The 12,255-nt window shown below is 71.4% G+C and carries 11 protein-coding genes; 5 read left to right on the top strand and 6 right to left on the bottom strand.

The genetic code is table 11. The features are described 5' to 3' along the window. Positions 1-154 precede the first annotated feature (154 nt). Complete coding sequence (locus ACZ4Z1_RS30290; protein ID WP_468489832.1) at positions 155-1,339, top strand: C40 family peptidase; 1,185 nt, start codon at positions 155-157, stop codon at positions 1,337-1,339. A 129-nt stretch (positions 1,340-1,468) separates the two neighbouring features. Here ACZ4Z1_RS30290 and ACZ4Z1_RS30285 read toward each other — a convergent pair whose 3' ends face one another. Further along, positions 1,469-1,822 carry a hypothetical protein gene (locus tag ACZ4Z1_RS30285; RefSeq protein ID WP_468489831.1) on the bottom strand — a complete coding sequence of 118 codons (354 nt, stop codon included), beginning with the start codon at positions 1,820-1,822 and terminating at the stop codon, positions 1,469-1,471. 61 nt (positions 1,823-1,883) lie between these two features. After that, positions 1,884-2,423 (bottom strand): hypothetical protein, encoded by a 540-nt coding sequence (locus ACZ4Z1_RS30280; protein ID WP_468489830.1) that lies wholly within the window; start codon positions 2,421-2,423, stop codon positions 1,884-1,886. Positions 2,424-2,795: 372 nt separating this feature from the next. Between ACZ4Z1_RS30280 and ACZ4Z1_RS30275 the strand changes: the two genes are divergently transcribed. Together ACZ4Z1_RS30275 and ACZ4Z1_RS30270 are read left to right on the top strand one after the other, a co-directional pair. Then, positions 2,796-3,725 carry a helix-turn-helix domain-containing protein gene (locus ACZ4Z1_RS30275; protein WP_468489829.1) on the top strand — a complete coding sequence of 310 codons (930 nt, stop codon included), beginning with the start codon at positions 2,796-2,798 and terminating at the stop codon, positions 3,723-3,725. Between the two features lie 629 nt (positions 3,726-4,354). Further along, positions 4,355-5,224, top strand: coding sequence for a GNAT family N-acetyltransferase (locus ACZ4Z1_RS30270; RefSeq protein WP_468489828.1), 870 nt, complete (start codon positions 4,355-4,357; stop codon positions 5,222-5,224). On the opposite strand, the gene ACZ4Z1_RS30265 is transcribed toward ACZ4Z1_RS30270, so the two are convergent. Beyond that, complete coding sequence (locus tag ACZ4Z1_RS30265) at positions 5,214-6,338, bottom strand: alpha/beta hydrolase (RefSeq protein ID WP_468489827.1); 1,125 nt, start codon at positions 6,336-6,338, stop codon at positions 5,214-5,216. The genes ACZ4Z1_RS30270 and ACZ4Z1_RS30265 overlap by 11 nt on opposite strands. Before the next feature lie 612 nt (positions 6,339-6,950). Between ACZ4Z1_RS30265 and ACZ4Z1_RS30260 the strand changes: the two genes are divergently transcribed. Beyond that, positions 6,951-8,111, top strand: a complete 1,161-nt coding sequence (locus ACZ4Z1_RS30260) for a serine hydrolase domain-containing protein (protein ID WP_468489826.1) — start codon at positions 6,951-6,953, stop codon at positions 8,109-8,111. Between the two features lie 30 nt (positions 8,112-8,141). Here the strand turns inward: ACZ4Z1_RS30260 and ACZ4Z1_RS30255 are convergent, their stop codons facing one another. The 3 genes from ACZ4Z1_RS30255 to ACZ4Z1_RS30245 all read right to left on the bottom strand — a co-directional run bounded on the left by ACZ4Z1_RS30255 (position 8,142) and on the right by ACZ4Z1_RS30245 (position 10,914). After that, the gene (locus ACZ4Z1_RS30255) at positions 8,142-8,309 is read right to left on the bottom strand and encodes a hypothetical protein (protein WP_468489825.1); all 168 of its coding nucleotides are present in this window, start codon (positions 8,307-8,309) and stop codon (positions 8,142-8,144) included. A gap of 287 nt (positions 8,310-8,596) precedes the next feature. Further along, complete coding sequence (locus ACZ4Z1_RS30250) at positions 8,597-9,388, bottom strand: hypothetical protein (protein WP_468489824.1); 792 nt, start codon at positions 9,386-9,388, stop codon at positions 8,597-8,599. A gap of 587 nt (positions 9,389-9,975) precedes the next feature. Beyond that, positions 9,976-10,914 (bottom strand): alpha/beta hydrolase, encoded by a 939-nt coding sequence (locus ACZ4Z1_RS30245; RefSeq protein WP_468489823.1) that lies wholly within the window; start codon positions 10,912-10,914, stop codon positions 9,976-9,978. Between the two features lie 129 nt (positions 10,915-11,043). On the opposite strand from ACZ4Z1_RS30245, the gene ACZ4Z1_RS30240 reads away from it, so the two are divergent. Further along, positions 11,044-12,033 (top strand): GlxA family transcriptional regulator, encoded by a 990-nt coding sequence (locus tag ACZ4Z1_RS30240; RefSeq protein ID WP_468489822.1) that lies wholly within the window; start codon positions 11,044-11,046, stop codon positions 12,031-12,033. Positions 12,034-12,255 lie beyond the last annotated feature (222 nt).

Genomic DNA, 12,255 nt, shown 5'->3' with positions numbered 1-12,255 from the left:
GACGAGAGGCGCCTCACAAGCACCGCCCGGAGCACCCGCTCGGGGCACCGCCCCTGGAACGTCTCCCGCAGCCGTACGGGCCGTAGGGCACCCTTCCGTACGCCCGAACCTGACAGCTAACCCGGTAGGCGGTCCACGGAAGGAGTCGCCGGCCTTGGCGTCGCACCGCAAGCCGCGCACCCGCATACTCACCTCCCCCGGAAGCCGCCGTACGGCCGCCGGGCTCACCACCGCCGCCCTCGCCTCCGTCACCCTGCTCTCCCAGACCGCCGAGGCCGCGCCGCGCCAGCCCCGGCAGAGCATCGAAGAGGTCAAGCAGAAGGTCGACGGCCTCTACCGCCAGGCCGAGGTGGCGACCCAGAAGTACAACGCCGCCAAGGAGCAGGCCGACGAGCAGCGCAGCACCGTCGACCGCCTCCTGGACGACACCGCCCGGCGCACCCAGAAGATGAACGACGCCCGGCGCCAGCTGGGCATCTACGCGTCGGCCCAGTACCGGAGCGGCGGCATCAGCCCGACCGCGCAGCTGCTGCTGGCCCAGGACCCGCAGCAGTTCGTCGACCGCAGCCACCTCATGGACCGGCTGTCCGGGCGGCAGAAGCAGGCCGTCACCGACTATCAGGAGCAGCAGGCCGAGGCCGTACGGCAGCGCGCCGAGGCGTCGCGGAGCCTGGAGCGGCTCACCGAGACGCAGGCGGCCCTGAAGGAGTCCAAGAAGTCCGTCCAGGACAAGCTGGCCGAGGCCCGGCAGCTGCTGTCGCGGCTGACTGCCCAGGAGAAGGCCCGGCTGGCGGAACTGGAGCGCAAGAAGGAGGCCGAGGCCAAGCGCAAGGCCGAGGAGCTGGCGCGCAAGCAGGCCGAGCAGGAGCGCAAGGAGCGCGAGGACCGCAAGCAGCACGACGGCCCCGGTCAGGGCACCGGCACCGGGTCACCGGGCGGCGGGGCCGGCGGGGGTTCCGGCGGCGGGCCGGCCGACGACGGCTCGTACGCGACGAAGGCCTCCAAGGCCCTCGCGTTCGCCCGCGCGCAGATGGGCAAGCCGTACGTGTGGGGCGCGACCGGCCCGAACTCCTACGACTGCTCCGGCCTGACGCAGGCGGCCTGGAAGGCGGCGGGCGTCTCCCTGCCCCGCACCACATGGGACCAGGTCAAGGCCGGGGACCGGGTGGCGACCAAGGACCTCAAACCCGGTGACCTGGTGTTCTTCTACAACGACATCAGCCACGTCGGCATGTACATCGGCGACGGCAAGATGATCCACGCGCCGAAGCCGGGCGCGAGCGTGCGGGTCGAGTCGATCTACTACATGCCGATCTACGGGAGTGTCCGGCCCGCGTAGGCACACGGAACGTCCGGCCCGCGCAGGCCTACGGGAACGTCCGCGGCCCGCGCAGACGTCCGGCGCGCAGCCGGTACGAGAGGCCGCGGGGCAGGTGCCCCGCGGCCTCTCGTACCGAGGACCCGCCGCTCACGTCCACAGCAGGGCGATGAAGATGTTGACCATCGTCAGCACCCCCACGGCCAGGAAGAGCGGCTTCTCCACCTTCTCCTCGTCGCGCTTCACGTAGACCAGGCCCAGGATCACGACCAGTACGGCGAGCTTGACGCCGAGCTTGACGTTGTCGAGCGAGTGGTCCTGGGCCTGGTTGAGGCCGACCAGGGCGATGCCGGTCACCAGCATCGTCAGCGCGCCGTGCAGCATGGCCGGCGTGAAGCGCGCGGTGCCCGCGCTCATCGGCTTCATCTGGGTCAGGAAGCCACCGAGCAGCGAGGCGATGCCGATGATGTGCAGACCCACGAAGACCTTGGTTACTACGTCCATAGTGGTGGATCGTAGCCCTCACACATCGCCGCTCCGCACTCAGGTATGCCTGTGCCGGCCCTCACGACGCCTGCCGTCGGCCGCCTTCGATCTCTCTGGCGAAACGTGACCACCGCTCGGCGCAGCTCCGCGCGGCCCGGGCCACCGCTTCGGCGCGATGCTCCGGCACCCCGGCAGCCAACTGCCGCCACTTGCCACCGTCCTCGACGGCGTGCATGCGCAGGAGATGCAGCAGCGCCCGCCCGGCGTCCGTACGCATCGCGGGATCTTTCACCAATGCGTTCACCGCGGCCTCCACTTCCGTCACAGCATTGCGTGGCAGTGAGCCGCCACAAAGCCCGGACGCCGTCACCACTCCCTTTTCGGCTCTCGCCCGGCTGCGCCGGTTCTCGGCATGACGCAGCCTCGGCGGCAACGGGTCCCGCCCGGAACGCACCCGGTCCCGTACGTCTTTCGCCGTGGCAATGCTGATACCGGCCCCTTCAGCCAGCTCGGCGAGGGTGCTGCCGGGTTTGACGGCAAGAAGCCGGCTGGCCCGCATACGACCGGCGGCCGGATCGAGGGAACGGAATCGTCCGTCCCGCACCACACTCTTCTTCATTCACCAACCCATTCGATCGAGGGGGCGCGCGTGACTGCGGCAACCGGCCGGTCCGGCCGCAGCGCCGCGCCCGGAAAAGGGGCGTTCGCCTGACGGCGCGTCACCCGCGTCCGCATCATCATGGCCAGTTCTCAGGTAACCGCCAGAAAGGGGAAACGAGGTTTCCCCTCGGGCTGCGCTTCCCCTTGGACGATGCCCCCTTTGGGGCGGTATGCCGCGTATGCCAAGTTGAGGTGGCCCTCAGCCCCCGCCTCGACGTCCGCGCGTAACGATCACCGGTGGCGAGAACCCGATCTCCTCGTTGACAGCCCCCCTCCGCGCCGGGGCAACCTGGCCCTTTGCCCTCATGGACACGGACTGGCAGGAGCCCTCATGACCGACGCCGGCAGCCGCCTGCCGCCTCCCGCCGGGCAAGCGCATGACGGGGTGGCCGCTCTGCAGCACGCCGGGGCCACGGTTCCCGACGATGCCGGGCGGGACCGCGACCAGAGGGTCAGGCAGCTGCTGGAGGAAGCCCGGGAAGCGCTCGGCGTCACCCGCAAAAGCCTGGCCGAGAAATTGGGGAGAACTCCCCGCACACTGCGCAACTGGCTGCTTCATCCCGCGCAGTTGAACGCACAGCAGGTGGAACAGCTGGGCAGCGCTCTGGAAATGAGCGCGGAGAGTCTGGCGGTTCTCTACGTCCTGACAGGGCAGCTACCGCCCTCCACCGTCACCCGCGGACAGCAGCACACGCCCATGATGGTGCTGTACCAGCAGATGATCGACGGGCTGGCCCACCCGTCCGTCGTCTACGACCTCGCCTGGAACGTCGTCCTCACGAACCCTCCCTTCCGGGCCGTCTTCGGGGGTGTCCGACGCCACCTCACGGCACACCCCACCCGGAACACACAGAGGTACATACTGTTCCACCCCGACGCGCCCCGAATTCTGGGCGGGAACGACCTCGAAGCGTTCCACGAATTCTGGCTGATGCCGTCGCTCGCGGTAGTCTCCGCGACTCTTCAGCGGCACCCCACGGACCGACAGGTACGGGCGATCGAGCGTGACATCCAACGCCACCCCCGAACCCGTCGCGCCTATCGTGAAACGCCGCGCTGGATCGCCCAGAACGGCGACATCGCCATCAGCCCCATCCCGCGACCGCTCTGGGATCCCCGCAGCGGGAAAATGATCCGCGCCCATGTCATCACAGAAGCCCATGGCGGACTCCCCGGTGCGACACTCCAGCGGGCGACCTTCATCTGCGAGGAACCGCCCCACGAGGAGCCTGCCTGCCATGAGACCCGGCCGCCCGGTTGATGCCCACCGGGCGGCCGGGGCGGCCACCGGATATCAGGCAACGTTCGGAAAGCGTTGCCTACCCCCGTTACCGGCGCCCCCTCGCACCCATCCCCCGAATTCGCATCCCCCTGAGGCATTACTCGGAACACGCACTGCGCTGATCGGGCAACGCAGAGGAAATTACTTGGCCGCGCGAGCCGGTCACAACATTTTCAGGTTGTGACCGGCACCACGTTGAACATGCGCTCGTTCTGCCGCATAGCGCCGCAAATCCGGCAAAGGCCGCTCCCCCAGCGCCCCGGTCAAAGCCCGTCGCCAGTGCGCCCCCGAAGGCGTACGGCGTGGGCATCCGCATCCATCACTGGACCAAACCCGAGCAATACCTGTCCTCCGGCCGCCTTTCCGCGCTGTTGAGGTTTAGCGTCCTCAAACAGGCGGCCGACTCCCCACCGCCGCCGGATTCCGCCCCGGCGGTCGTCGGCCGTCCCCGCCGAGAGGAAGGGCGGCGGCCCGCTCCCCCTGTTACGGGCCGCCGCCTGACCCAGCCGGGACGCGCACGTACGGACCTGGAGGGGCCTGCACAGCGCCCCCAGGCCCGCACAGCAACCCATCGGCCCCGTACGGCGTCCCGTTCTAAGATCGACCGCATGAACCTCCCTATAGACAACCCCCCTATAGACACGGCCGGTTCGCCCCTCCCTCCCCACTCCTCCCCCTCGCCCCTCCCGCCGGGCCTCATCCGGAACTGGGTGCACGGCTGGTCGCGCTGCCGCGGCGCCGCCGCCCCCGTCCCCGTACACGGCGGTTTCCACATCGAGACCGGGCTCCCGGACCAGCCGGGCCGCTACGTCTTCCCCACCGCCGACCCGGATGTTCTGCGCGATCTCGCCGCCTCGATCACCACCCCCAACCTGTGGATCAAGGTCTGCGCCCCACGCGCGGTGGTCGCCCCCGCCCTGCCCCCCGGCTGGGAGTTCGACGAGCCGCAGTTCCTGATGTCGACCGCGCTGGCCGCAGCGTCCGAGTACGCGGACCGGCACCTCCGGGCCCCAGCCGGCTACACGGTCCGGACGGTGGACAAGGACGGCAACGGCATCATCGACTGCCGCGTCCTGGACGCCGCGACCGGCGACCTCGCCGCCCGGGGCCGGGCCGCGGTCACCGACGCCTCCACGCCGCCCTCGGCGGTCTACGACATGATCAGCACGAGCGCGGGCCACCGCCGCCGCGGCCTGGGCAGCCTCGTCGTGAACGCGCTCTCCGCGCACGCCGCCGAACTGGGCGCCACCCACGGCATCCTGGTGGCCAGCCCCGCGGGCCGGGCCCTCTACCACTCACTGGGCTGGCGGCTGCACGCGCCGGTCACGGCCGCCCGCATCCCCGCACCACCGAAGCCGGGACCGGAGGCGGGGGCGGCGCCCAGGACCGGGACCGGAACCCCGTCCGGTACCGGGGCCGGGCCTGCCACCCCACCCCCGCCCGGCCACCATCAGGCCCCGCGGTCCCTCAGGACGTGACCACACCACTCAGCCACCGGAAGACCTCCGGAATCTGGTTCTTCCACACGGCCGTGCCGTGGCCGCCCGCGCCCGGCGGGATCAGCTTCACCTTGACCGTGGTCGGGTTCTTGGCGAGCTGCTTGAGGGCGAGCCCGGCCTCGTAGCCGTCCCCGGACGCGCCGGAGACGTAGAGCGCGGTACGCGGCGGCTTGCCCGCCTTGTTGGCCGACTTCAGGATGTTGACCGGGTTGCTCTCGACGCGGAGCTTGGGGTCCTTGCCGGCGAGCGAGGCGGGCTCCAGCTTCGGGTCGTTGAAGCCGGAGAGGCTGATGGCGGCGCGGTAGCGGTCCGGGTGGGCCAGCGCGAGCTTGGCGGCGCAGTGCGCGCCCGCCGAGTAGCCCGCCAGCGCCCAGGACCCGGCCTTGTCCTCGGCCCGGAAATTGTCGATCACCATCTGGCGTACGTCGACGCTCAGCCAGCTGTCGGCGTTCGCCTTGCCGGGAATGTTGACGCAGCCGGTGTCCACGCTGCCCAGGAGGGTGGTGCGCGGCGCGACGAGGATGAAGGGCTTGACCTTGCCCCGCTCCATCAGCGACTTCAGCTGCTCGGGCGCCTTCAGCGTGCCCATCCAGGACTTGGCGGAGCCGGGGAAGCCGGGCAGCATCTGCACGACCGGGAACTTCTTGTCCTGATACGCCGGGTCGTCGTACTGCGGCGGCAGCCATACGTACACCTCGCCGCTCACGCCCGAGATCCGGCCCTTGAACTCGCCCTCCTGGACGCCGGGCCCGACCACCGAGTCCTTCGGCGGCCCGAACTTCACCAGTTGCCTGGGCTCGTCCTTCAGCTTCAGCCCGCCCAGGCCGTCCGGCCCGAGGTCCTTGGCGGCTTCGACGTGGTCGGACGTGCCGAGCAGGTCGTCCCAGTTGTCGTAGAGGCTGTTGGTGTTGTTGACGACCACGAACACCAGAGTGATCGCGGTGGCCTGCGCGAACAGCAGCATGCCCAGGCGCGCCAGCGCCCGCAGGATCTGCGGGCCGCGGAGGCGGCTCCACAGCGCGAACGGCAGCACGACCGCGACGATCAGCAGCGCGATCGCAGTGAGGAAGAAGGGGGTACCCGTCAGGCTCATCGGGGATCTCGCTTCCAGGGCATGGTGCGGCGTGGGCATGGTTCTGGCCCTGCCGTCGGCAGCGAGCCTCTCCGCAAGATTAGATGGTCATCCGACAGGCTGCGGTTGCCCCCCTGCGCACCTTCTTTGAGCGGAAACTTCGTCGCGTACGGGCATGGTGGACCGGGTCACAGCGGGCCGGCGGAGGGGCAGGCGGCCGACCGGCGAGGGTCGCGTCACATAAACCTGACAAGCGTCATCCGAACGTGTGCGCGAAGCCCTACCACAGGCTGATGCCGGGAGCCGAAGCGCTCAGCAGAATCACAGGCGAGCGAAGAGATCACCCGGACCACCGACCGGATCTTCGACCGGCACCGGCTCGCAGGAGCCACCGCCCCGACCCGACGGAGCCGCACCATGCCACTGCCACCACTGTCCCCCCTGCCACCCTCGCCACCTCTGGCGCCCCTGTCGCCCTTGCCACCCCTGCCCGCTCGGAACCGCCGCCGATTAAGACAGGCCGCCACCACCGCTGCCGTCGCGCTGGCCCTGCTGGCCCCGGCCCTACCGGCCTCGGCCGCCGAGCCGGTCACCCCGCCCGCCCCGCCCGCGGTGACGGGCCCGGCGCACCACATGGGCCCGGACCATGCCGGCTCGGACCACCCAGGCCCGGACCACTCAGGCTCGAACCGTGCCCGCCTGGACCGCACCGGCCTGGACCGCGCCGCGCTGGACAAGACGCTGCGAGAAGTGCACGACGCAGGCATGTACGGCGCCTACTCCGCCGTACGGGACGGCGCCGCATCCTGGGAGGGCGCCTCCGGCGTCGCCGACGTGCGGACCGGCCGCCCCACGACGCCGCGGCTCCAGCACCGCATAGGCAGCATCACCAAGACGTTCACCGCCACCGCCGTGCTCCAGCAGGTCGGCAAGGGCCGCATCGGTCTGGAAGCGCCGATCGGCCGCTATCTGCCCGACCTGGTCCCCGGCGAGCGCGGCCGGGCGATATCGGTGCGGATGCTGCTCGACCACACCAGCGGAATCGCCGATTACGCCTCGGCGATCTGGCAGAAGCCCGAAGACCTGGAGACCCGGCGCTACCACCGGTGGGACCCGCGCGAGCTGGCCAGGCTGGGCCTGGCAGCGCCCCCGACGGGCAGGCCCGGCGCGGCGCACCACTACGCCAACACCAATTACGTACTAGCCGGGTTGCTGCTCCGCGAGGTCACCGGCCAGGCGCCGGAGAAGTACATCACCGACCACGTCATACGCAAGGCCGGGCTGCGGCACACGTACTTCCCGCGCTCGGCCCGGCTGACCGGCCCGCATGCGAAAATGTACGAGGGCCTGCACGGGGAATTCGACCCGCCGCGCGACTTCAGCGTCTACGACATGTCCTGGGCCGGGACGGCCGGTTCGCTGGTCTCGACGATGGATGACCTCAACCGCTTCTTCCGGGCCCTGCTGACCGGCAAGCTGACCGGCCGGGCCGAGCTGCGCGAGATGAAGACCACGGTGCCGACGGCGAGCCCTCGGCTGCGGTACGGCCTGGGGCTGATGTCGCTGGATTCGCAGTGCGGCCGGGTCTGGGGGCACGACGGGCTGGTCGCGGGCGCCGAGACCATGTCCCTCTCCAGTCCGGACGGCCGGCGACAGCTGTCCCTCGGCACGAACCTGGTGCGCTACTACGGCCTGGAGGCGGACGGCACGACCCCGAAGCTGGGCCCGATCGACTACGCCAAGGCCGCGCACCTCGGCCAGGCCCTGTGCGGAACTCCCGTCGGCGTGCGGTGACATGAGCCGACGGGAGGCCGATCAGGCAGCTCAGGAACGGCGGTCCCGGCTCAGCCACAGCCCGGCGCCGGCGGCGAGCACGCCGGCGCCGCACGCGACACTCAGCAGAATCTGTTGCGCACCTTCCTCGACCATCACGTTGACGTACACGTTGGCCAGCAGGCAGACGACAAGGAGCAGCCACAGCGCAGCCTTCATGGGTCCTCCGGGGCGGGGCGGGTGATATCGCGTCGACTCTTCCCTAGCGAGGCTGTGACGACGATGGGGCCAACCCCCCGGCCGGGGTGCGGCCAGCACCCCCAGGGGACGGGGCGGCCGGCACCTCGGCGCCTGGGGTGCGGGGCCCGGAAAGCGGAGAGTCCGGCTCCCGGGGCGCCGAGCTGGTGGTTCTCGGCCTTGCTGATGCCGTCCGCCGAGGGTGGACGGGGGTCGGCTGCTCTTTCCGGGTGTTCAGGCGGTGTTCGTCTGCCGCTTCCTGCCGTTGCCTACGCCTGTGCGCCGGCCTGGGCCGGGCCTGGGCGGGTGAAGGGGCGGCAGAGGCACGCGAAGTGACGGGTGCGTTCGGCGAGGAGGTGTTCGGCGGTCGGGTCGGGGGGTGGGGTGGCGCCTCGGCAGGGGCGGCAGAGGCCGCCGGGGAGGGCTTCGGGGCGGCCGGGGGCGCCGCATCCCGTGCACTCCAGGATGCGGGTGGCAGGGCCGGTTTGCGGCTGCGGGGGCGGGGCCGGCGGGAGTTTGGCGGTGAGGCGGGTGCGGGCGATGGCTCCTGGGGAGTGGACCTCGGGTGGCAGGCCGGCGGTGAGGGCGGTGATGAGGTGCGCGCTGGTCACGCCTCGGGCCAGCCATGCGGCGGCGAGGTCTTCGAGTGCGGCGCACTCGGCGGCGGAAAGGAGCATGCGGGGGTCGGCGGTGCCGAGGGCGGCGAGGGTCGCGTACGCCTGGGAGTGGGCCGGTGGGGCCGGGTGGGGGTCGGCGAGGGCCACCGAGCGGGGAGTGGGTGGGGTTTCAGGAGCCGGCGGTCGCTCGTCCGGTTGAATCTGCGGGGACAGCGGGGCCGGCTGCGGGGGCGCGCCGCCGTCGCCGGTCAGGAAGCGGTGCCACCAGGTGTCGTCGCGGGCCGTACGGGTGAAGTAGGTGCGGTAGACCCACTGGGAGCGGCCGTTGCCGACGGTCTCCTGGACGCGGCGCAGGTGCCCGGCCGCGGAGAGCTGGGTGAGCGCGGAGCGTACGGCTTGCTGGCCGTAGCGGGGCTGGGCGGCGGCGAGCGTTTTGACGTCCATCGCGGCGCCGTTCGGGAGCCGGTCGATGAAAGCTCCGATGTACGCCTCGCGTTCGGGCAGGTGGGCGAAGTCGTCCGGTCGGGAACGTGCCTGGTCCGGGGCGCTTCGCTTGCCGTAGCCGGGGGCGGCGCTGAGGTGTGGGGGTACGGGCGCGCAGGGTGCCGTAGTAAGTTTGGCGTCAGCCACGGGATCGCCTCGGGTTCGATCTTGGAGGTCAGACCCCGGTTCGGTGTTGGTGCACCGGCCGGGGTTGTTTATTGCTCGCAACGCGCAACCGTTACTCGCTGTGGCGACGGTAGAGCCTGACGACGCTCGGTCGCAGGCTGGTCACATGAAGTCATCTGCGCGGGTGGGCGCGGGCTGGGAGGGCGGGTGGGTTGTCCCAACCCACCCGTTCCTCAAAGAAGGGGCTCGACGCTCGCCCCCCGGAGCTCGGGGCTCAAGTACCGGCGAGGGCGGGGAAAGTGAGCTGTGGCCCGGGCACGTCAAGCTCCGTCACCGTGCTCGAAGAAGTCGGCGCAGGCGGAGGCCGGTGAGTCCGCAGGAGTGGGCGGGTGTGCTGAGGGGCCGTCACATGGCCGGGTCCGTCAGGGGTGGAGTGCCTCGCGCAGGGCGCGTACCTGGTCGGTGAGGCTGCGTTCGCTGATGCGGGCCTGGGGGAAGAGCAGGTCGAAGCCGTGGACGGCGCCGGGGACTTGCACGAGTTCGGTGGTGACGCCGGCGGCGGACAGGCGTGCGGCGTAGTCGCGGCCCTCGTCGCGGAGCGGATCGATCTCCGCCACGACGATGTAGGCGGGCGGCAGTCCGCCGAGGTCGGTGGCGCGGATCGGGGAGGCGTACGGGGCGGTGTGGCTGTCCTTCGCGTAGTACCGCACGGCCAGTTCCAGCGCGCCGCGGTTGAGGACCGGGGTGTCGGTGAACTCCCGTGCCGAGGCGGTGGTCAGGCTGCCGTCCACACCCGGGTAGGTCAGCGACTGGAAGAGCACGCGCGGGCCCTTCTGGTCGCGGGCGCGCAGCACGGTGGAGGCGGCGATGTTCCCGCCGGCGCTGCCGCCGGCCACCGCGATGCGTGCGGGGTCGCCGCCGAGTCCGGCAGGGTTGGCGGCGATCCACGTCAGGGCGGCGTAGGCGTCGTCGGCCGCGGCCGGGTAGGGGTGTTCGGGGGCCAGGCGGTAGTCGACGGAGACGACGACGGCCCGGGCATCGCGGGCGTAGCGCAGGGAACGTCCCTCTTCGGCCTCGGGGGATCCGTAGGTGTAGGCGCCGCCGTGCACATAGAGGATCATCGGCAGGTCTTCCGGGGTGTCGGGCCGGTACACGCGCAGCCGCAGTTGTCCTCCGGGGCCGGGTATGTGCAGGTCCCGCACTGTGACCTGGTCGTCGACGGGGGTGTCGGGGTGTGCGCGCAGGAGGGCGTAGCGCTGGGGGTCGGCGAGGACCGCGTCCAGGCCGTAGACGGGGAAGACGCCGGTGTCGGCGGTGTCGAGCAGGGTCTGGATCTCGGGATCGACAGCGGGGACGGACATGGCTGGTGGCCACCTTCCGGGTGCGGACCGGGTGTTGCCCGGTGCTGATGTGCGGAACCGCCCTCAGTCTCTGCCGATCATGAGCGGCACAGAAGTGGCCCGAGGGCCACGGTCTGCAACTATTGGGCCATGACCGTCGCGACACCTCACCATGTGGCCGTTCTCGCCCTCGCCCCGGTGGTGGCCTTCGACCTCAGCATCCCGGCCCAGATGCTGGCCGCGGTCGAGACCCGCGCCGGGACCGCGGCCTACGAGGTGCGCACCCTCACCCCGGATGGCTCCCCGGTGCCGACGGTGAACGGGTACGGCATCACGCCCCAGGGCGACCTGACCCTGCTGGAACACGCCGACACCGTGATCGTCGCCGGCACCCGCTGCCCGGACGTGGTCGAGGACGGCGCGGTGGACCCCCGGGTCACGGAGGCGTTGCGTGCGGCCCGGCAGCGCGCCCGGCTGGTGTCCCTGTGCACCGGCTCGTTCGTCCTCGCGGCCGCAGGCCTGCTGGAGGGCGGCCGCGCCGCGACCCACTGGCGCTACGCGCAGCAGTTCAGGCGGCTCTTCCCCACGGTCGACCTCGACACCAACCCGCTGTACGTCGCCGATCGCGGAATCCTGACCTCGGCCGGCGGCGCGGCGGCCATCGACCTGTGCCTGCACCTGGTCCGGGAGGACCACGGCAGCTCCGTGGCGAACCGCGTGGCCCGCTACAACGTCGTCGCGCCCCTGCGGGACGGCGGGCAGGCACAGTACGTCGAGCACCCGGTCCGGGAGGACGCGGGGACCTCGACGGCCGGAGCGCGGACGCTGATGACGGAGCACCTGGACCGGCGGCTGTCCCTCAAGGACCTCGCGGCGCACTGCCACATGAGCGTACGGACGTTCACCCGGCGGTTCCGGCAGGAGACCGGGCTCTCCCCCGCCGCGTGGCTCACCTCAGCGCGTCTGGAGCACGCCCGCCACCTGCTGGAGTCGACCGAACTGCCCGTGGACGACATCGCCGCCAAGGCCGGCCTGGGAAGCGGGACCAACCTGCGCCAGCACATGCGGGACGCCCTGGACACCACACCCTCCGCCTACCGGCGGGCATTCCGCTCCTCCCCCGCCGCGCACACGTCGTAGACCCGGACCTCGCCGGCCCGATGTCCGCCTCCCCGTACGGCACTTGCCGACGCACGAGCCGGCAAGAGAGGACAGATGGAGCGGAACCGTACCTGGCGCCCGGGCCGGCGGCGCTCGGGGGCGGCTCCCTCGGACCGGAGCTCGGGTGACGGAAGCGGCGTACGGGGCGGGCAGGCCGTACGGGGCGTACCGGCCGCGGCGTCGCGGGCGGGGCCGGTGCTG

The sequence above is a fragment of the Streptomyces sp. NPDC030165 genome (assembly GCF_055573595.1).
This window is presented reverse-complemented; position numbering and strand designations above follow the sequence as displayed.